Source organism: Roseateles sp. (assembly GCF_039595595.1).
Taxonomy (GTDB): Bacteria; Pseudomonadota; Gammaproteobacteria; order Burkholderiales; family Burkholderiaceae_C; genus Roseateles.
In genome coordinates this window covers 345,002-366,525 of sequence record NZ_JBCNLG010000002.1, presented here as the reverse complement: position 1 = coordinate 366,525, position 21,524 = coordinate 345,002, and the positions used below count along the sequence as shown (strand labels likewise).

At 66.1% G+C, this 21,524-nt stretch carries 13 protein-coding genes; 12 read left to right on the top strand and 1 reads right to left on the bottom strand.

The window, feature by feature from the left end:
* Positions 1-174: 174 nt before the first annotated feature.
* From ABDW61_RS04420 to ABDW61_RS04365, 12 genes are all read left to right on the top strand, one after another.
* Positions 175-1,254: a pilus assembly protein PilM gene (locus tag ABDW61_RS04420; RefSeq protein ID WP_343636909.1), complete on the top strand. Its 1,080-nt coding sequence runs from the start codon at positions 175-177 to the stop codon at positions 1,252-1,254.
* Positions 1,251-1,862 carry a PilN domain-containing protein gene (locus ABDW61_RS04415; RefSeq protein ID WP_343636576.1) on the top strand — a complete coding sequence of 204 codons (612 nt, stop codon included), beginning with the start codon at positions 1,251-1,253 and terminating at the stop codon, positions 1,860-1,862. The genes ABDW61_RS04420 and ABDW61_RS04415 overlap by 4 nt, the downstream gene beginning before the upstream one ends.
* Positions 1,863-1,869: 7 nt before the next feature.
* The gene (locus ABDW61_RS04410; protein ID WP_343636575.1) at positions 1,870-2,568 is read left to right on the top strand and encodes a type 4a pilus biogenesis protein PilO; all 699 of its coding nucleotides are present in this window, start codon (positions 1,870-1,872) and stop codon (positions 2,566-2,568) included.
* The gene (locus ABDW61_RS04405) at positions 2,565-3,128 is read left to right on the top strand and encodes a pilus assembly protein PilP (protein WP_343636574.1); all 564 of its coding nucleotides are present in this window, start codon (positions 2,565-2,567) and stop codon (positions 3,126-3,128) included. Before ABDW61_RS04410 ends, ABDW61_RS04405 begins: the two co-directional genes overlap by 4 nt.
* A 26-nt stretch (positions 3,129-3,154) precedes the next feature.
* Positions 3,155-5,353: a type IV pilus secretin PilQ gene (locus ABDW61_RS04400; protein WP_343636907.1), complete on the top strand. Its 2,199-nt coding sequence runs from the start codon at positions 3,155-3,157 to the stop codon at positions 5,351-5,353.
* A 73-nt stretch (positions 5,354-5,426) separates the two neighbouring features.
* Positions 5,427-7,460: an Ig-like domain-containing protein gene (locus ABDW61_RS04395; protein ID WP_343636572.1), complete on the top strand. Its 2,034-nt coding sequence runs from the start codon at positions 5,427-5,429 to the stop codon at positions 7,458-7,460.
* A 22-nt stretch (positions 7,461-7,482) separates the two neighbouring features.
* Positions 7,483-8,088 carry a shikimate kinase gene (locus ABDW61_RS04390; RefSeq protein ID WP_343636570.1) on the top strand — a complete coding sequence of 202 codons (606 nt, stop codon included), beginning with the start codon at positions 7,483-7,485 and terminating at the stop codon, positions 8,086-8,088.
* Positions 8,069-9,214: a 3-dehydroquinate synthase gene (gene aroB, locus ABDW61_RS04385; RefSeq protein ID WP_343636568.1), complete on the top strand. Its 1,146-nt coding sequence runs from the start codon at positions 8,069-8,071 to the stop codon at positions 9,212-9,214. Before ABDW61_RS04390 ends, aroB begins: the two co-directional genes overlap by 20 nt.
* A gap of 21 nt (positions 9,215-9,235) precedes the next feature.
* Positions 9,236-10,369, top strand: coding sequence for a deoxyguanosinetriphosphate triphosphohydrolase (locus ABDW61_RS04380; RefSeq protein ID WP_343636905.1), 1,134 nt, complete (start codon positions 9,236-9,238; stop codon positions 10,367-10,369).
* A 43-nt stretch (positions 10,370-10,412) separates the two neighbouring features.
* A complete protein-coding gene (locus tag ABDW61_RS04375) occupies positions 10,413-11,102 on the top strand; it encodes a transposase (RefSeq protein WP_343636566.1) in 690 nt (229 codons plus the stop codon).
* A 138-nt stretch (positions 11,103-11,240) separates the two neighbouring features.
* Positions 11,241-16,025 carry a glutamate synthase-related protein gene (locus tag ABDW61_RS04370; protein WP_343636563.1) on the top strand — a complete coding sequence of 1,595 codons (4,785 nt, stop codon included), beginning with the start codon at positions 11,241-11,243 and terminating at the stop codon, positions 16,023-16,025.
* Between the two features lie 48 nt (positions 16,026-16,073).
* Positions 16,074-17,549 (top strand): glutamate synthase subunit beta, encoded by a 1,476-nt coding sequence (locus ABDW61_RS04365; protein WP_343636561.1) that lies wholly within the window; start codon positions 16,074-16,076, stop codon positions 17,547-17,549.
* A gap of 150 nt (positions 17,550-17,699) precedes the next feature.
* Here ABDW61_RS04365 and ABDW61_RS04360 read toward each other — a convergent pair whose 3' ends face one another.
* Positions 17,700-21,518 (bottom strand): PilC/PilY family type IV pilus protein, encoded by a 3,819-nt coding sequence (locus tag ABDW61_RS04360; protein WP_343636559.1) that lies wholly within the window; start codon positions 21,516-21,518, stop codon positions 17,700-17,702.
* Positions 21,519-21,524: the final 6 nt, after the last annotated feature.

Below are 21,524 nucleotides of genomic sequence, written 5' to 3'. Positions count from 1 at the left end.
GGAGCCCGAAGGCATTTTTTCGGTGCTTTACCACCCGTCGGTGGCGTGTATGTTACGCAACGCGGCGTTACGTGCTGTGACCGCTTTGCCTTGGGGCGACAAGGGCTTTGCTGATAGCATTCAAGTAACTTATTAACAAACCGGCGCATGAGCGGCGCGTTGGGGGAACGCATCATGGGGCTGTTGGACCTACTGCGCGGTCGCGCGCATCCGCCCATGATTGGCCTGGACATTTCATCGTCCAGTGTCAAGCTTGTGGAATTGAGTCAAAACTCGAGCGGCGAATACGTTCTGGAACGTTTCGCCACCGAGCCATTTGAAAAAGGCTGGATTACCGACGGCCAGATCGAGAAATTCGACGAGGTCGCGGACGCGGTTCGGCGGGTGGTGACGCGCAGTGGCAGCCGCACGCGGCAGGCCGCGCTGGCCATGCCGCAGAGCTCGGTGATCACCAAGAAGATCATGCTGCCGGCTGGCCTGCGCGAGGAAGAACTCGAGCTGCAGGTCGAGGCCGAGGCGAACCAGTACATCCCGTTCTCGCTGGACGAGGTGTCGCTGGACTTCTGCGTCATCGGCCCGAGCCCGACTTCGGTCGGCGACGTCGAGGTGCTGATCGCCGCGTCGCGCAAGGACCGAGTGCAGGATCGCCAGGCGCTGGCCGAGGCCGCCGGCCTGAAGCCGATCGTGCTCGACATCGAGTCGCATGCCTCGCGCATGGCGGTGGGCCGGCTGGTCGAAACCCTGCCCAACGAGGGCAAGGACGCGCTCGTCGCGCTGTTCGAGATCGGCGCCGACACGACGTCGCTCAAGGTGCTGCGTGACGACGAGATGCTGTACGACCGCGACCAGGCCTTTGGCGGCTCGCAACTGACCATGTTGATCTCGCGTCAATACGGCTTCTCGTTCGAGGAGGCCGAGCTCAAGAAGCTCAGCGGCGAACTGCCCGACGACTACGAGACGCAGGTGCTGAATCCCTTCGTCGACTCGCTGTCGCAGGAGATCGGCCGTGCGCTGCAGTACTTCTTCACCAGCACGCCACACCACAAGGTTCACTACGTGATGCTCGCGGGTGGCACCGCCACGCTGCCCGGCCTGAAGGAGCGCGTGACCGAGCTGACCGGCTTCGCCTGCATGGTGGTGAACCCGTTCGAGAACATGGTGCTGGGATCCGCGGTGCGCGAATCCAAGCTGCGCCGTGAAGCCCCGGCTTACCTGACGGCATGCGGCCTGGCCATGCGGAGGTTCTTTCAGTGATTCTGATCAACCTGCTCCCGCACCGCGAGGAGAAGCGCAAGCGCCGCAAGGCCGCGTTCTTCGTCGGGCTGGGAATGTCTTTCGCCGTCGGTCTGCTGATCGCCGGTTTCATTTATCTGCTGCTGGAGCAGCTCACTGCGGCGCAGGCCCAGCGCAACGACTATCTGAAGGCCGAGATCGCCAAGCTCGACGCGCAGATCAAGGACATTGCGACCCTGCGGGCGGAAATCGACGCGCTGCGCGCGCGACAGCGCGCGGTCGAGAACCTGCAGAGCGATCGCAACACTCCGGTCCACCTGCTCAATGAACTGGCCAAGTTCACGCCCGAAGGCGTGTTCCTGCAGTCCACGCGCCAGAACAACAAGTCGGTACTGATCACCGGCGTCGCGGCGTCCAATGAACGCGTGTCGGAGATGCTGCGCAATCTCAGCCGCGCCGAATGGGTCGAGAACCCGGATCTGGTCGAGATCAAGGCCGCGCCGGTGAACCCGCGCGATCCGCGCCGCCTGTACGATTTCTCGATTCAGGTCAGCATCAAGAGCGTCGCGCCGGAAGCGGCGGCGGGCGCGGCCAGCGGCGCTGCCGCCACGCCAGCGAAGAAGTCGTGAGGAGCCCATGGCAAGCTTGAAAAACCTGGACCTCAACGCCTGGTTCGCGGATTTCTCCGGGCAGTTCCAGAACCTGAACATGCAGGAGCCGGGCCAATGGCCGCCGGCGCCGCGTTACGTCGCCTTCATCTTCGTGATGCTGCTGACGGTGGGACTGGGCTGGTTCGCCGTCCTGTCGGATGAGCAGGCGGCGCTCGATGCCGAGCGCGATCGCGAGCCCCGCTTGAAGGAAGACTTCAACAACAAGCTGACCCAGGCGGTCAACCTGCCGGAGCTGCGCAAGCAGAAGGTGCAGGTCGAGGAGTACGTGCTGCAGCTTGAAAAGCAGCTGCCGGGCAAGGCCGAGATGGATGCGCTCCTGTCCGACATCAACCAGGCTGGATTGGGGCGCGGCTTGCAGTTCGAACTGTTCCGTCCTGGCCAGATCGCCATGCGGGACTACTACGCCGAGCAGCCGATCGCGATCAAGGTGACCGGCCGCTACCACGACATCGGCGCCTTCACGGCTGACGTGTCGAACCTGTCGCGCATCGTGACGCTGCATGACCTCGTGATCGCGGCGCCAGGTTCGGGCAATCAGGCGCCCCGCGCGGACACGAATGCCACGTTGACGATGGATGCGACCGCGCGGACCTACCGCTACCTCGATCCCAACGAGATCGAAGAGCAGAAGAAGGCCGCCGCGGCCGCGGAGAAGAAGAAATGACGAGCATTCTTCGATCTTCAGAGGCCCGGGGCCGATGGCTGGGCTGGGTGGGGCTCGCCTTGACCGGCACACTGCTCGCAGCCTGCACCGGCGGCACCGACGAACTCCAGCAGTGGATGGATGAGCAGCGGCAGCAGACGCGCCCGACGGTGAAACCGCTGACGCCGCCGAAGACCTTCCAGCCGCAGCCTTACGAGGCGCAGGCGGTGGTTGACCCGTTCAGCACCCAGAAGCTCACGGTGGCGCTCCGGCGCGAGGCAACGCAACCCAGTTCGCTGCTGGCTGCCGAGATGAAGCGCCGGCGTGAACCGCTGGAAGCCTTCCCGCTGGACACGATGACGATGGTGGGCAGTGTTGCACGCGACGGCCGCCCCTATGCGCTGCTGCGGGTGGACAACCTGCTTTACCAGGCCAAGGTGGGTGACTACCTGGGCCAGAACTTCGGCCGCATCACCAAGATCAGCGAGACCGAGATCACCTTGCGAGAAGTCGTCCAGGACGCTGCGGGCGAATGGATTGAACGCACCAGTACCCTCCAGCTTCAGGAGCAGGGACGATGAAGAACACCGTTGTGGAGAACGCTGCGATGAGCGTCGGTAAGAGGGAACAAGGGCGCGCCAAGCGCTGGCAGGCACTGGCCTGCGCGGTGGGTCTGGCGCTGGTGCTGCCGGTGCAGGCCTGGGCCCAGAACATGATCCGGTCGATCAGCGCGACGCAGCAGTCGGGCGCGGACATCGTCCGCATCGAGCTGGCACAGCCGCTGAAGGAAGTGCCGCGCGGTTTCGCCGTGCAGGTGCCGCCGCGCATCGCACTGGATCTGCCGGGCGTGACCAACGGGCTGGGCCGCAACGCGGTGGACATCAACTCCGGCAACATGCGCTCGGCCAACGTGGCGCAGGCTGGTGACCGCACCCGCGTGGTGCTGAACCTGCGCCAGGCGAGCACCTATCGCGCGCAGTTGCAGGACAACGCGCTGCTGATCTTCCTGGATGGCACGCCCGCCGCCGCGACGGCGGCCGCCCCAGCGGCCACGGGCGGCGCGGCGACCACGGAGCCGCTGCACTTCGCCCCCAGCCAGAACGCCGCCGCGCAGTCGCTGCAGGACATCGATTTCCGCCGCGGCAACGACGGCGCGGGTCGCGTGGTCGTGAACCTGCCCAGCAGCCAGGTTGGCGTGGACATCCAGCAGCAGGGGCAGAATCTGGTGGTGGAGTTCCTGCGCAGCACGCTGCCGGAGCGCCTGCGCCGCAAGCTCGACGTGACCGACTTCGGCACGCCGGTGCAGACGGTGGTGGCCACGCAGCAGGGCGACCGCGTCCGCCTCGTCGTGACCCCGAAGGGGGCGTGGGAGCACAGCGCCTACCAGAGCGACAACCAGTTCGTGCTGGAGGTGCGTCCGCAGAAGGTCGACCCGAACAAGCTCACTCAGGGTCCGGGCTACAGCGGCGACAAGCTGAGCCTGAACTTCCAGAACATCGACGTGCGGGCGCTGCTGCAGGTCATCGCCGACTTCACCAACTTCAACGTGGTGACCAGCGATACCGTGAGCGGCAACGTGACGCTGCGTCTCAAGGACGTGCCCTGGGACCAGGCGCTCGACATCATCCTGCAGGCCAAGGGGCTGGGTCTGCGCAAGTCCGGCAATGTGCTGTGGATCGCGCCCAAGGATGAACTCGCTGCCAAGGAGAAGGCTGAGCTCGAGGCCAAGCAGGCGGTGGCCCAGCTCGAGCCGCTGCGCACGCAGTCGTTCCAGATGAACTACACCAAGGCCGAGGACGTTGCCAAGGGGTTGACCGGCGCCAACAACCCTTCCAGTGGCGGTGGGAACAACGCCTCGCGCATCCTGTCGCCTCGCGGCAGCGTGATCTGGGAAACGCGCACGAACCAGCTGTTCGTGAGCGACATCCCATCGAAGCTTGAAGAAATCCAGGCGCTGATCGCCAAGATCGACGTGCCGGTGCGTCAGGTGCTGATCGAGGCCCGCATCGTCGAGGCGGACGACAAGTTCGGCCGGGCACTGGGTGTCAAGCTGGGCGCGACCGACTTGCGCGGCCGCAATGGTGGCATCCCCGGCTACAACGTCGGCGGCAGCAACTACGTGACGGTGGGGGGAAATTACTCCGCCGTCGGGTCGGCGACCAACCAGCAGACCACTTACAACTACAGCGATTCGCAGTTCGTGAGCCTGCCAGCGAACGTCTCGGGTGACGCTTTCGGCGGCGCCACGGCGGCCAACTTCGCGCTGTCGCTGTTCTCGGCCACTGCGAACCGCTTCCTGAACCTGGAAATCTCCGCTCTGGAGGCCGATGGCCGCGGCAAGGTGGTGTCCAGCCCGCGCGTCGTGACGGCGGACCAGACCAAGGCGTTGATCGAGCAGGGTGAAGAGATTCCCTATCAACAGTCCACGTCGAGCGGCGCGACCTCGGTCTCGTTCAAGAAGGCGGTGCTGAAGCTGGAAGTGACGCCGCAGATCACGCCGGAAGGCAACGTGATCCTGACGGTCGACGTGAACAAGGACAGCCGCGGCACGCTGACGCCGCAGGGTTACGCGATCAACAACAAGCATGTGCAGACGCTGGTGCTGGTCGAGAACGGCGGCACGGTCGTGATCGGCGGCATCTACACGCAGGAAGACCTCGAGACCGAGAACAAGGTTCCGTACCTCGGCGATATTCCGCTGCTGGGCAACCTGTTCAAGAACAAGTCGCGCAGCACGGCCAAGACCGAGTTGCTCATCTTCATCACGCCGAAGGTGGTGAGCGACCGGGTCAGCGCCACGCGCTGAAGCCAGGGCGTAACGTCATCAGGCACAGGGAGAATCTGCCCACCTCAAACGGGCAGAGCAGGAGTTCAGAGAAATGACTTTCCATCAGAAGTGGGTACGGCTGCTCAAGGCCGTGACGCTGACGGCCTTCGTGGCTGGCGGCTTGGCTGCATGCGGCGGCGGTGGCGGCTCGGCGGGCACCTCCGTTGTCGGCGGCGGCGGCACGGACGGCACGGGCGCGGCGATCAGTGACGTGGCGGTGGTGCTCAGCAAGGGCACCATGGCCAACGATGGCACGGAGACCCTGACGCTGACGGCCACGGCGCTCGATGCGAACCGTGGCGGCGTGGCAAACGCCAAGCTGGCGGTCGCGATCAGCGATCCGAACAATTCGGTCTTCGCGTCCTCCTCGTCGCTGACGACCGATACCTCCGGCGCGGGCACCGCGACCATCTCGCTGGGCGCGGATCACACGCTGCGCACGGTGACCGTGACGGTGGGCAATGGCTCCATCTCCAAGTCGGCGACCTTCAACGTCATCCAGACGACGACCCCGACGACGACTGCAGCGGATCTGTCGCTGTCGCTGGACAAGTACACGGTCTCCAATTCCGGCACCGACACGGTCGTGGCCACGGTGACGGCCGTCGACGCCAACCGCAATGTGCTGGCAGGCGTCCCGGTGTCGTTCTCCGTCAACAACGGCGCGACGATCGCCGTCACGAACGGCACCACCGACGCGTCCGGGCAGTCGGTGGCGAGCGTGAAGATCGGTGCCGACAAGTCGAATCGCGTCGTGACCATCACGGCGACCAGCAACACGCTGCAGCGCACGGCCAGCTTCCAGGTCAGCGGTGCGAAGCTGGTGGCCTCTCCGGTTCCGTCGACGCCGACGGCTGGCTCGACGGGCAACACGGTGCTGTATCGCCTGTCGGACACGAACGACAACGCCATCAGCGGCCAGGCGATCACCGTGACGGCTCCCGGCCAGACGGCGGTCAACGGCACGACAGACAACAGCGGCGCATTCACCTACACCTACACGGCTCCCACGACGCCCGGCGCCTACAACATCACCGCCGTGTCCGGCGGCGTGACGACCGTTTCGACGGTGACCATCCCCTCGGCGGGTACCAGTATTCCGGCGGTGACGACGAACGCGTCGTCCGTGACGGTGACTACCAATCCGACGGTCGTGGCCATCAATGCGCCTGGCTCGACGGCCAATCGCGTGGAACTGCGCGCACTGTTCCAGGCCGCTTCCAACGCGCCCATCCAGAACATGCGTGTGCGCTTCGAGCTGCTCGGCAGTGCGTCGCAGAGCGTCGGTGGCACGATCAGCTCGGGCACGTCGCTCGTGTACAGCGACGCGTCGGGCTATGCCACGTCGAGCTATTACCCGGCTGACCGCGCCAGCGGCACCAACGGCGTGACCTTCCGTGCTTGCTGGGACTACGCAGACTTCGCTGCGTCCGCTTGCCCGAACGAAAAGACGACGACGCTCACGGTGGTATCGAGCCCGCTGTCCATCACGATCGGCACGGACTCCACGCTGCTCGAAGGCGCCAGCAAGTTGACCTACGTTCAGCGTTTCGTGGTGTTGGTGGTCGATGCGTCCGGCAAGCCTTCGGCGGGCGTCGACATCTCTCCGCTGATTGACCTGAAGCGCTACTACAAGGGTGTCTACAACCTCGCGGGTGCGGCCTGGGCGCCGTTCTATTCTTACAACGGGTCTTCCCAATCTGGCGCGTGGGCCTGCTTGAATGAGGACGACGACCGCGATGGGCTTATCGATACGGGAGAGGACCGGAATGGCAACGGCCAGCTGGACCCTCGCAAGTCGGACGTCTCGATCGGCTTCGAAGGCACGACGACCAAGACGGATGCGTCGGGTCAACTGGTTCTGAAGATGGAATATCCGAAGAGCCTTGCGACATGGATCGATTACACGATCACCGCGTCGGCCACCGGTGTGGTGAGCCCTCCAGCAACGTTCAGCGGCAACCTCTCCGCGTTGGCGAGCGATTTCTCGACCATCACGACTTCGCCGCCCTTCCAGTTCAGCCCGTATGGACGCGTCCGCTCCTTGACGGACGTGGCTGGCTCCTACTGCTTCAGCCCGAACTGATCGTGCTGCCAATGCAGTGGCAATGATCCTGAGCCTGGTCGGCATGCCAGGCGGTGGCAAGTCCACCGTCGGGCGTCTGCTGGCCAGACAGCTGGACATCCCCTTCGTCGACTCCGACGCCGAGATCGAACGCGATCTCGGCGGCGAGTCGATCAAGGACTACTTCGCCCGGGAGGGCGAAGCGTCGTTTCGGGACCTCGAATCCGCAGTGATCGCCCGGCTCCTGGAACGTGCCAGGAGCGGTGAGGAAATGATCCTCGCCACCGGTGGCGGCGCAGTGTTGCGCGACATCAACCGCGACCGGCTCAAGGCGCTTTCGACAGTCGTGTACCTGCGCTCCTCGCCTGAAGAACTCTTCCGGCGTCTGCGCCACGACACCCAACGCCCGTTGCTGCAGGTCGCCAATCCGCTGGCGAAGCTGCGCGAACTCTATGGGCAGCGCGATCCGCTCTACCGCCGCTGCGCGCATTTCGTGCTCGAGTCGAGCCGTCCATCGGTGCATGGGCTCGCCAACATGATCCTGATGCAGCTGGAGTTGGCCGGCCTCATCGACCCGGCGCGGGTCGCGGCCACCGTCGGGGCGAGCGAGGCCCCGTACACTTCCGGGAATGACCGCACCGCTCCCTGATTCGGCGTCTTCCGTGGCGGGCTCGTCCGCCGCCGCCTCCACGGTCGCCATCGATCTCGGCGACCGCCGCTACGACATCCTCATCGGCTCCGGCCTTGTCGACGCCTCGTCGTCCTGGGCCGGCCTGCCGCGCGCGAGCGCCGCGCTCATCGTCACCAACGAGCTCGTGGCGCCGCTCTATCTGGAGCGACTCAAACGCCAGCTCGCGCCCCACTACCCGCGCGTCGAATCGGTCGTCCTGCCGGACGGCGAGCAGCACAAGAGCTGGGCATCGCTGGACGCCGTCATCGACCACCTGCTCGCCGGCGCGGCCGATCGCAAGACCGTCCTGTTCGCGCTGGGCGGCGGGGTGATCGGCGACCTGACCGGTTTCGCGGCCGCGATCTACATGCGCGGCGTCCCGTTCGTTCAGGTGCCGACCACGCTGCTCGCGCAGGTCGACTCGTCGGTCGGCGGCAAGACCGCGATCAACCACCCGCGCGGCAAGAACATGGTCGGCGCGTTCTACCAGCCGGTGCGCGTCATCGCCGACCTCGACACACTGGACACGCTGCCCGATCGCGAACTCTCGGCGGGACTGGCCGAGATCATCAAGTACGGCCCCATCGCTGATGCGACTTTCCTCGATTGGATCGAGAACAACCTCGACGCGCTGCTCGCGCGCGACAAGTCAGCGCTGGCTCACGCGGTACAGCGCAGTTGCGAGATCAAGGCCTGGGTCGTCGGCCAGGACGAGCGGGAAGCCGGCTTGCGGGCGATCCTGAATTTCGGCCACACCTTCGGCCACGCGATCGAGACCGGCCTGGGCTATGGCGAGTGGCTGCACGGAGAGGGCGTCGGCTGCGGCATGGTGCTGGCGTCGGAGCTCTCCGCGCGCTTGGGCCTGATGCCTGCGGCCTTCGTCGATCGCATGACCCGCCTGATCGAGCGGGCCAGGCTCCCGGTCAAGGCGCCGCCGATGCCGATCGATCGCTGGCTCGACCTGATGCGGGTCGACAAGAAGAACGAGGGCGGCGAGATCCGGTTCGTCGTCATCGAAGGCCTCGGCCGCGCCGGCATGCGGGGAGCGCCCGATGCGATGGTGGCCGAGGTGATCGCCGCTCACACCGGGCCGGCGTCCCGCTGAAGAGCTGAACCGACGATGACGATGCTGCGCGCGCCCTATGCCTCCGACCCCGCGCGCAGCCGCGGCCGCCGGCATGCCGAAGCCCCGGCGCCGACACGCAGCGAATTCCAGCGCGACCGCGACCGCATCGTCCACAGCACCGCCTTCCGGCGCCTGGTCTACAAGACGCAGGTCTTCCTCAACCACGAGGGCGACCTGTTCCGCACCCGGCTGACCCATTCGCTCGAGGTCGCCCAGCTGGGGCGCTCGATCGGCCGCAGCCTGGGGCTGGACGAGGACCTGATCGAGACCATCGCCCTGGCTCACGACCTGGGCCACACGCCTTTCGGCCACGCCGGCCAGGACGTGCTCGACGACTGCATGAAGGCCCATGGCGGTTTCGAGCACAACCTGCAGTCGCTGCGCGTCGTGGACAAGCTCGAGCAGCGTTATCCGGCGTTCGATGGGCTCAACCTCAGCTTCGAGAGCCGTGAAGGCATCCTCAAGCATTGCAGCAAGCGCGACGCGCAGCGGATCGAGGAGCGCGAGCCGGGCGGCGTCGCCGCGCGCTTCCTCGCGGGAGGCCAGCCGAGCCTGGAAGCGCAGCTGTGCAACCTCGCCGACGAGGTCGCGTACAACGCGCATGACGTCGACGATGGCGTGCGCTCGGGCCTGGTGACGCTGGAGCAACTGGAAGAGGTGCCGCTGGTGCATCGCCATCTGCGCGAGACGCTCGCTGCCTATCCGCGCCTGACCGGCAAGCGGCTGCTGGCCGAGACGATCCGCCGCATGTTGTCGCAACAGGTCTACGACGTCATCGACGCCACTCGCGCGGCGATCGAAGCGGCCGCGCCGGCCGACGCCGAGGACGCGCGCACCAAGGGGCCGCTGGTTCGATTCAGTCCTGACATGCGTCAGGCCAGCACCGAGCTCAAGCGCTTCCTCTTCGCCAACCTCTACCGGCATCCGGTGGTGCAAGCGCAACGCGATCGCGCCGAGCAGGTCCTGCGCGAGCTGTTCCAGCTCTACCTGACGGATCCGACGCGACTGCCCGCCGATTTCGCCGGGGACGAGGACCATGCGCGCGCCTGCGCCGACTACATCGCCGGCATGACGGACCGGTTCGCGCTCAAGGAGCATGAACGGCTCACGGGCAGGAAGCTGATCGCCGCATAATTGGGGACAGACTACTGTCCCGACCATGGCACGACTCCCTCGATTGGCGCTCGCCGGCCATCTGCACCACCTGATCCACCGCGGCCACAACCGGCAGCCGATCGTCCTCGACGACGAGGACCGCCGGGCGCTCCTGGCTGCGCTGCAGGACAGCGCCGCCACCCACAAGGTGGCCGTGCACGCCTACGTGGTGATGCCCAATCACCTGCATCTGCTGGCCACGCCGGCCACCGACGTCGGCCTGAGCCGGATGATGCAGGCCTTGGGGCGCCGCTACGTGGGCGCTTTCAACCTGCGGCATGGCCGGGCCGGCACCTTGTGGGAAGGGCGATTCCGCGCTGCGCCGCTGGAGGCGGACACCCATTTGCTCGCGGTGATGCGCAGCATCGAGCTGAATCCGCAGCGCGCCGGCCTGAGCGCCGATCCCGGCGATTTCACCTGGTCCTCGGCGGCGCACCATCTTGGCCGCCGCCGCGACCCCTTGGTCAGCGATCCGCCCGGATTCTGGGCGCTGGGCAACACCCCCTTCGAGCGCGAGCTGGCCTGGCGCCGCTGGTTGGAGGAGGGCGAGTCGGAGGCCGAGCGGCAAAAACTGATCGATTCGGCGCTGAAGGGTTGGCCGCTCGGTTCGGCACGTTTCCTGCAGCTGCTGGGCGAATCGAGTGAACGCCCCATGAGTCCACGCCCGAGGGGGCGCCCCCGCAAAACGCCGCCGCCAGAGGCGTCGCAATGATCTGTCCCCATTTAATCGAGACTGTGTGGCAACGTTCCTGCATATTCGAGACTGACCCCATTTAGTTCTGCTTGTGCCCTCCGTGGACGCGCCTTAACCTGCGCGGGTTTCGTTTTTCGAGAGTCCAGGAGGCCACCGATGTCGGCAGCTCAAGATCCGCGCCCCGCGCAAGCGTCGTCCCCCACCGCGACACCGTCCCAGAACGAGATTCGCGAGCTGGCCGCCCACGGCCTGTACAACGGCGCGAATGAGAAGGACGCCTGCGGCCTGGGCTTCGTGGCCCACATCAAGGGGCAGAAGGCGCATCACATCGTCCAGCAGGGCCTGAAGATCCTGGAGAACCTGGATCACCGCGGCGCGGTCGGCGCGGACAAGCTGATGGGCGACGGCGCCGGCATCCTGATCCAGATCCCCGATGAGTTCTATCGCGCCGAGATGGCCAAGCAGGGTGTCGTGCTGCCGCCCCCGGGCGAGTACGGCGTGGGCATGATCTTCCTGCCGAAGGAGCACGCCTCCCGCCTGGCCTGCGAGCAGGAACTGGCCCGCGCGATCAAGGCCGAAGGCCAGGTCCTGCTGGGCTGGCGCGATGTGCCGGTGGACCGCGACATGCCGATGTCGCCGACCGTGCGCGAGAAGGAACCGATCATCCGCCAGATCTTCATCGGCCGCGGTCCGGACATCATCGTCCCCGACGCGCTCGAGCGGAAGCTGTACGTGATCCGCAAGACCGCCTCGAGCGCGATCCAGGCGCTGAAGCTGACGCACAGCCGCGAGTACTACGTGCCCTCGATGAGCTGCCGCACGGTGATCTACAAGGGTCTGCTGCTGGCGGACCAGGTCGGCAAGTACTACCGCGACCTGGCCGACCCGCGCGTGGTCAGCGCGATCGCGCTGGTGCACCAGCGCTTCTCGACCAACACCTTCCCCGAGTGGCCGCTGGCCCACCCGTACCGCATGGTCGCCCACAACGGCGAGATCAACACGGTCAAGGGCAACTTCAACTGGATGCGCGCCCGCGAGGGCGTCATGAAGTCGCCGGTGCTCGGCGACGACCTGAAGAAGCTGTATCCGATCAGCTTTGAGCATCAGTCCGACACGGCCACCTTCGACAACGCCATCGAACTGCTGACGATGTCGGGTTATCCGCTCGCGCACGCCGCGATGATGATGATCCCGGAGGCCTGGGAGCAGCATGAGCTGATGGATGAACGCCGCCGGGCGTTCTACGAGTACCACGCCGCGATGATGGAGCCGTGGGACGGCCCCGCCGCGATGGTGTTTACCGATGGCCGCCAGGTCTGCGCCGCGCTGGACCGCAACGGCCTGCGGCCCGCGCGCTACTGGGTCACCGACGACGACCTCGTCGTGTTGGCATCCGAGTCCGGCGTGCTGCCGATCCCCGAATCCCGCATCGTCAAGAAGTGGCGCCTGCAGCCGGGCAAGATGTTCCTGATCGACCTGGAGCAGGGCCGCATCATCGATGACGAGGAACTGAAGACCCAGTACGCGAACGCGCGCCCGTACCGCCAGTGGATCGAGAACGTCCGCGTCAAGCTCGACGACATCCCGGCGCCCGAGGCCGTCGCGCCGGTGTTCCCCGCGTCGCTGCTGGATCGCCAGCAGGCCTTCGGCTTCACGCAGGAGGACATCAAGTTCCTGCTCGCGCCGATGGCCGCGAACGGCGAGGAAGGCATCGGCTCGATGGGCAACGACAGCCCGCTGGCCGTGCTGTCCGACAAGAACAAGCCGCTCTACAACTACTTCAAGCAGCTGTTCGCGCAGGTCACCAACCCGCCGATCGATCCGATCCGCGAGGCGATCGTGATGTCGCTGAACAGCTTCATCGGCCCGAAGCCCAACCTGCTCGACATCAACGCGGTGAACCCGCCGATGCGCCTGGAGGTGACGCAGCCGGTGCTGGACTTCGAGTCCATGGCCCGCCTGCGCGCGATCGAGCAGCACACCAACGGCAAGTTCAAGCCCTACGAGCTCGACATCACCTACCCGCTGGACTGGGGCCGGGAGGGGGTCGAAGCCCAATTGGCCTCGCTGTGCGCCGAGACCGTCGATGCGATCAAGGGCGGCCACAACATCCTGATCATCACCGACCGCCATCTGAGCGCGAATCGCGTGGCGATCCCCGCGCTGCTGGCGCTGTCGGCGGTGCACCACCATCTGGTCCGCGAGGGTCTGCGCACGACCGCTGGCCTGGTGGTCGAGACCGGCACCGCGCGCGAGGTCCATCACTTCGCCGTGCTGGCCGGCTTTGGCGCCGAGGCCGTGCATCCCTATCTCGCGCTCGAGACGCTGCAGGCGATGAGCGCCGAACTGCCGCCAGCCCTGTCGGCGGACAAGGCGATCTACAACTACATCAAGGCGGTGGGCAAGGGGCTGTCGAAGATCATGTCCAAGATGGGCATCTCGACCTACATGTCCTACTGCGGCGCCCAGATCTTCGAGGCCATCGGCCTGAAGGCGGAGTTCGTCCAGAAATACTTCCGCGGCACGCCGACCCAGGTCGGCGGCATCGGCGTGTTCGAGGTGGCGGAAGAGGCGCTGCGTCTGCATCGCGCCGCCTTCGGCGATGACCCGGTGCTGGAGCACATGCTGGATGCCGGCGGCGAGTATGCGTGGCGTACCCGTGGCGAGGAACACATGTGGACGCCCGACGTGATCGCCAAGCTGCAGCACAGCACGCGTTCGGGCAAGTTCGACACCTACAAGGAATACGCCCAACTGGTCAACGACCAGAGCAAGCGTCACATGACGCTGCGCGGCCTGTTCGAGTTCAAGTTCGACCCAGCCAAGGCGATTCCTCTCGAGGAGGTCGAGCCGGCCGCGGAGATCGTCAAGCGCTTCGCCACGGGGGCGATGTCGCTGGGCTCGATCTCGACCGAGGCGCACGCGACGCTGGCCGTCGCGATGAACCGCATCGGCGGCAAGAGCAACACCGGCGAGGGCGGCGAGGATCCGGCGCGCTATCGCAACGAGCTCAAGGGCATCAAGATCACGGCAGGCACCACGATGGCGGACGTCGTCGGCCGCAAGGTGGTCGAGGTCGACTACGAGCTGAAGGAGGGCGACTCGATGCGTTCACGCATCAAGCAGGTCGCGTCCGGCCGCTTCGGCGTCACGACCGAGTATCTGGTCAGCGCGGACCAGATCCAGATCAAGATGGCCCAAGGCGCCAAGCCTGGCGAAGGCGGCCAGCTGCCCGGCGGCAAGGTCACGGACTACATCGGCTTCCTGCGCCACTCGGTGCCCGGCGTGGGTCTGATCTCGCCGCCGCCTCACCACGACATCTATTCGATCGAGGACCTGGCCCAACTGATCCACGACCTGAAGAACGTCAACCAGCGCGCCGACATCTCGGTCAAGCTGGTGTCGGAAGTCGGCGTGGGCACGATCGCCGCGGGCGTCGCGAAGGCGAAGGCGGACCACATCGTGATTGCCGGCCATGACGGCGGCACCGGCGCCTCGCCGTGGTCGTCGATAAAGCACGCTGGCACCCCGTGGGAGCTGGGCCTGGCGGAAGCGCAGCAAACGCTGGTGCTGAACCGTCTGCGCGGGCGTGTGCGCGTGCAGGCCGACGGCCAGATGAAGACCGGCCGCGATGTCGTGATCGGTGCGCTGCTCGGTGCGGATGAATTCGGCTTCGCGACCGCGCCGCTGGTCGTCGAGGGCTGCATCATGATGCGCAAGTGCCACCTGAACACCTGCCCGGTCGGCGTCGCGACGCAAGACCCGGTGCTGCGCCGCAAGTTCAGCGGCAAGCCCGAGCATGTGGTGAACTACTTCTTCTTCGTCGCGGAAGAGGCGCGTCAGATCATGGCCCAGCTGGGCCTGCGCAAGTTCGACGAACTGATCGGCCGCGCCGACCTGCTCGACACGAAGAAGGGCATTCAGCACTGGAAGGCCAAGGGTCTGGACTTCAGCCGCGTGTTCCATCGTCCGGAGCTTCCGGCCGACGTGGCCCGCCTGCACAACGATCACCAGGATCATGGCCTGGATCGCGCGCTCGACGTCAAGCTGATCGAGAAGTGCCTGCCTGCCTTCGACAAGGGCGAGAAGGTGCAATTCATGCAGGAGGTGACGAACGTGCGCCGCACGGTGGGCGCGATGCTCTCCGGCGAGCTGATCCGCCGCAACCCCGAAGGCCTGCCGGACCACACGATCTTCATCCAGATGGAAGGGACGGGGGGCCAGAGCTTCGGCGCCTTCCTGGCGCCCGGCATCACCTTCTACCTGATCGGGGATGCCAACGACTACACCGGCAAGGGCCTGTCCGGCGGTCGCGTGGTGGTCCGTCCGTCGATCGACTTCCGCGGTGACGCGACGAAGAACATCATCGTCGGCAACACCGTGCTGTACGGCGCGACCAAGGGCGAGGCCTTCTTCCGCGGTGTCGCCGGCGAGCGCTTCGCGGTGCGGCTGTCGGGCGCGACGGCGGTCGTCGAAGGCACCGGCGATCACGGCTGCGAGTACATGACCGGCGGTACTGTCGCGGTGCTGGGCAAGACCGGCCGCAACTTCGCTGCGGGCATGAGCGGTGGCATCGCCTACGTCTTCGACGAGGACGGCCAGTTCGCCAAGCGCTGCAACACCAGCATGGTGTCGCTCGACAAACTGCTGCCCGCGCACGAGCAGGAAGCCACGATGGACCCCGCCATCTGGCACCGGCTTGGCGATGGCCAGGCGCGCACCGACGAGGCGATCGTCAAGAAGCTGATCGAGGACCACCACCGCTGGACCGGCAGCCAGCGCGCGCGGGACATCCTGGACCACTGGGCCGAATCGCGCGCCAAGTTCGTCAAGGTGTTCCCGAACGAATACCGCCGCGCGCTTGGTGAAATCAACGCCGCCAAGGAAACCGCCGCCACGATCGCCCATGCCAAGGCCCCGGCGGCCAAGGCCAAGGTCTGACCGTCCGCATCGCTTCAGAGCATCACGAAGATTCAGGAGAAAGCCGACATGGGAAAAGTCACCGGCTTCATGGAGTACGAGCGTCTGGAAGAGGGCTACGCGCCCGTCGAGGCGCGGCTCAAGCACTACAAGGAATTCGTCATCGGCCTGAACGTCGAGCAGGCGAAGCAGCAAGGCGCGAGATGCATGGACTGCGGCACGCCGTTCTGCAACAGCGGCTGCCCGGTCAACAACATCATTCCGGACTTCAACGACCTGGTGTACCGGGGCGGCGACGCGGACTGGAAGAACGCCATCGCGGTGCTGCATTCGACGAACAACTTCCCCGAGTTCACCGGCCGCATCTGCCCCGCGCCTTGCGAGGCGGCCTGCACGCTGAACGTCAATGACGACGCGGTGGGCATCAAGTCGATCGAGCACGCGATCATCGATCGCGCGTGGGCCGAGGGCTGGGTCACGCCCAGACCGGCGAAGCTCAAGACCGGGAAGAAGGTGGCGATTGTTGGCTCCGGGCCCGCCGGACTGGCTGCGGCACAGCAGCTGGCGCGCGCCGGTCATGAGGTCACCGTGTTCGAGAAGAACGATCGCGTCGGCGGCCTGCTGCGCTACGGCATCCCCGACTTCAAGATGGAGAAGAGCCACATCGACCGCCGCGTCCAGCAGATGGAAGCCGAGGGGGTGGTGTTCCGCACGGGCGTGATGGTGGCGCACCTGCCCGAGGGTTCGAAGGTGACGAACTGGGCCAAGGACGTGGTCACCGCCGACGAGTTGTCGCAGCAGTTCGACGCGGTGCTGCTCGCCGGAGGTGCCGAACAGTCGCGCGACCTGCCGGTCCCGGGCCGCGATCTGGCCGGCGTGCACTTCGCGATGGAGTTCCTGCCGCAACAGAACAAGCTGAACGCCGGCGACAAGCTCAAGAACCAGATCCGCGCCGACGGCAAGCACGTCGTCGTGATCGGCGGCGGCGACACCGGCAGCGACTGCGTCGGCACCAGCAACCGCCATGGCGCCAAGAGCGTCACCCAGTTCGAGCTGATGCCGCAGCCGCCCGAGGTCGAGGACCGGCCGCTGACCTGGCCCTACTGGCCGATCAAGCTGCGCACCTCCTCGAGCCACGAGGAAGGCTGCGAGCGCGAGTTCGCGATCGCGACCAAGGAATTCCTCGGTGAGAAGGGCAAGGTCACCGGGGTGAAGACGGTGCGCGTGGAATGGGTCAACGGCAAGATGAGCGAGGTCCCTGGCTCCGAACAGATCCTGAAGGCGGATCTGGTGCTGCTCGCGATGGGCTTCGTGAGCCCGGTGGCGTCGATCGTCGAGGCCTTCGGCGTCAGCAAGGATGCGCGCGGCAATGCCAAGGCGAGCACCGATTTCACCGGTGGCTACAAGACCAACGCGGCGAAGGTCTTTGCCGCTGGCGACATGCGCCGCGGCCAGTCGCTGGTGGTCTGGGCCATCCGCGAAGGCCGCCAGGCCGCCCGCGCGATCGACGAGTTCCTGATGGGCAACAGCGACCTGCCGCGTTGATTGATTCGGGGCTCGGTGAACGCCGGGCCGCTGACGCAGAAAGGCCCGCCGGTGCAAGCCGGCGGGCCTTGTCGCTTCTGGCGCTCGTGCGCTGGCAAGAAAAAACCCGCCGTCTTGCGAGGGCGGGTTTCAGGGGAGGCCAGGGCCGCGTCAGTTGCGCAGCGGGATCTCGCGCCAGTTGATCAGCCGCTTGGAGCCGCCGGTGCTGCCGTCGATGGACTTCGTGTAGTCGCCGGTCAGGTCCCGGCCATCGCCGCCGCCGCTACCGCCCCCCCCACCACCGGGCCTGCCCTGCACCAGGATCTTGATCGTTCCGTTGTCATCGATGAAGCGGACGTTGTCCACGGCGAACTGCGGATTGTCGACCGTGATGGTCCCGCCATTCAGATCCAGCACGAACACCTTGCTCGTGCCCCCCGGGCTGCAGGCGTTGTCCGACGAGGGCTTGACCGCCGCAATGACGGCCAGGTTGTCCAGCGCGTCCGCCTCGTTGATGACCTCGTAGCCCAGGCCGCCGGTCACGCGCTGCAGGTCGATGAAGAAGCCCACCTTGTCGGAGCGCAGCGGCACATTGCTGGTGGTTGTCACTTCCTGGAAGTCGTGGCGCCCGATATTGCTCTCCTGATACGGCATCGAGATGCCGGAGGGGAAGTCCGAGCTGATCGCCGGGCGGGCCTGGAAGCCGTCCAGCATCGCGTAGATGCGGTTGGCGCGGGTGCTGATCATGTCGTCGGTACTCAGCAACTGACCCGTGCCGACGACGATCCAGCGGCGGTTGCCCGTCGAATTCACCACCGGCGTCGGCATCGACGTGATCGGCAGCGGGGTGCCCGAGGCGTTCGTGAGCTGCGCGATCTTGGTCGGCGGGGGGTAATTGCCACTGGGCGCGGTCAGGTCCAGACGCCAGACGTTGCCTTTCAGATCACCGGCGTAGACGGACTCGACGGTCGCGTCATAGCGGTCGGTGTAGTAGGTCTGCAGGTAGGTCAGGCCGGTGGGCAGTTGGGGCGTGCCGGTGTCACCGGCGGCCGGCAGCGGCACCTTCTGCAGCAGTGCACCCGTGCGGGCGTCCAGGATGCTGAAGAAGCCCTTGCCGGACGGATTGTTGAGACCCGACCCCACGATCACCACCCAGCCGTACTGGGCCGTCTTGGTGATGACCGGGGTGCCGAAGGTGAAGCCCATGTCGGCTTCGGTGTACTCCCACATCACGCGGCTGACCGCGTCACGCTCCGTGGCCACCGTGTGGGCGGTGGTCAGGTCCAGCGCGTAGATGCTCTTGCCGCCCTTGCCCAGACCGCCGACCACGATGGTGCGCCAGTCCGGCGTGCCCGTCCGGTTGGCGCTCGTGCGGTTGAAGTCGATGTCCGCCGTGTTGGGACGGGCGTCGATCATGTAGTGGTGGACGAAGTCCGGGTTGCCGGTGCTGGCCAGGCCGTCCACGCTGGGCGTGCCGCTGGGCCCCATGATCACGGCGTTCGGGATGTACGCGAAGAGTTCACGGCCGCCGTTCGTGTCGCTGGTGGAGCCGTTGATCACATGCACGAGGCCGCTGTTGGCGCCGGCCACCAGGATGTTGGGCCGGTTGCCCTGGCCGCTCGACGACGCGTAGGCGTTGTAGCCCGGGTTGGTCGCTTCACTGATCAGACCCGGGATAGGCGGGCCGACCACGACCACCTGGCTGCTGACGATGTCGCCCACCAGACCGCCACGCACGCGGTAGGCCTTGGTGCTGTTGCTCGCCGTCGAGTTTTCCTCATTGCTGCGGTCGCCGCGCACGTAGTTGATGAAGTTCAGCGAATCGTCGCCGCTGTAGTAGGTGGTGTTCAGCGCCGTGATCTGCCCGCTGCTCAGGTTGTCGTGGCGGAACGCCACGCCAGTGCCAGTGTTGGGGCCGGTGGGCTTGTAGGTGACGATGTTGCGCGCGGTGTCCCAGCCGGTGCCGGAAGTGCCCACCTGCGCATTGAGCTTGTCCGTGAAGCGCCAGGCCAGCGTGTAACCGACCGGGGTGCCCATCACGTTGATCGTGTTGGCTTCGATCTGGCCGGTCCACGCCGACGAGTCATAGGACGAGCCATAAGCGGACGTGCCCACCGTCACGGCGTTGGACGCCGTGTTGGCCGACGAGGTGTAGGCCTGGATGTTGGCGGCGATGCTGGCGAAGACGCTGGTCAGGCCATTGACCATCAGGTCGGCCCGCGAGGCGGTGTAGTAGTTGTCCGGACGCAGTTGGCCGCCGCCCGCGATGGTGGTGTCTGTCGACGGGCCGGTATGCCACCAGCTCTGCGTAACGTCGACGGTGGTGCCCAGCGCATCCCACGTGGACGGCAGGTTCGCGCCGCCGTAGCGGGTGGCCAGATAGAACTGGTTGTTGTTCTTGTAGACCTGGTTTTCCTGCACGTCCAGCCAGTAGGTCTTGATGGTCTGCTTGCCCAGCAGATCCGGGCGGACGTCCTGGCTGTTGGCCCAATAGGCCATGCCGGCCATCAGCGCACCGTTGTTGCTGCAGCAGCCGCCGTAGTTCTGCGTGTTGCCGATGTTGCCGCCGGCGCCGCTGAGCGCGCCGACCTTGTTGGTCCACGCGATGGCGTCGAAGGCGGTGTCCGCAGCGACCGCGGCCGGCTTGGTCGGCTCAGAGCTGCCGCTGGCGCCGGGCACGTTGCGGTCGGCGTGGGTGTTGACGTCGCCGATGCCGAGGATGTAGTTCTTCTGGCACGAATAGAGGATCGGATCGCCCCAGTTGGTGATGACCGGGAAGCCATCCGCGAGCGCCTTCTTCGTATTGAGGTCGCTCGTATTGGGACTGGTCCATTCGGGCACGTTGCCGAGGTTGCGGTAGTACCGCAGTACGGCGTAATAGAGCTCGCCCACGGGGTCATAGGTCTTGTAGGACCCGGACGCGCCGAACTTGTTGAGATAGTTCATCACCCCGCTGTTCGCCACGGTTAAGCCGTAGTCGGACGAGGCCATGTCGAGCACGTCCTGCGGATTGGGGCTGGTCTTCATCACGCCGGTGTTGGCGTCCCACTCCGCGAGGGGGTTGGCTCTGGGCTGGGCGCCCGGCACGGGCTCGGTTGGCCCGATGAATTTCTGGCGCGCGCGCAGCACGCCACCGTCGCGGCTCAGTGAACTGTCGTTCAGGTAGCCGAAGGCGCTGAAGCGGATCTTCTGCGAATACTTCTGCATCAGCCCTTCGGGCTTGTAGTTGTCCCCGTATTGGGTGCAGTTGGCTTCCAGGCCGCCGGCGGCGTCGCTCGGGTCACAGACCTTCACGCGCACGCTGACCTCCCAGACCGTGGCGCCGTCCCACGGGCCGTTGGCGGAATTGAAGGCGACCGGGGTGTCGTTGTTGTAGTCACCCCTGCGTGTGAACCGCATCTTGTTGCCCAGGCCCTGAATGCGCATGAGCACGGCGTTCCAGGCCAGCGGCGTTGCGCCGGTGATCACGGTGCGGTCGGTCAGCGCACGGTTGGGGAAGTTGCCGGTTCCTCCCTGGCCGCTGGCCCAGGCCTTCTCGATGATCGTCGTCGTGGTGGTGTCGGTCACGCGCTGACCACCCGTCAGCGCCCACCGGAACGGGTCGATGGTCTGCATCGTTGCCCAGTTCAGGAAATTGCCGCTCCACTTGTTGGTGCAGGTGTGGTCTGACGTCGTGCCGGCGGGCTGGAAGTAGCGGTCGGCCTCCCTGTTCGCCCAGACGTAGGTGTAGCACTTGCCCGGGTCGAAGTAGCCCAGGTAGGTGGACGACACCGAGTAGTCGGCGTCCAGGTGGGCCGTGCTGACCGCAGTCGGGAATTCCACCGACAGCGCCAGCGCCAGGTTGCCCGGCACGGCGACCGAGGAAAAGATCGGCTGGTTGTCCAGCGCGGGCCGCACGGTCTGCGCCTGGGTCGTCAGCGCCGGCATCATCGCGCCCAGCGCGAGGGCGGCCGCGGCGCACAGGCCGCGAGGGAGGAAGGACTTGTTCATCGAAAA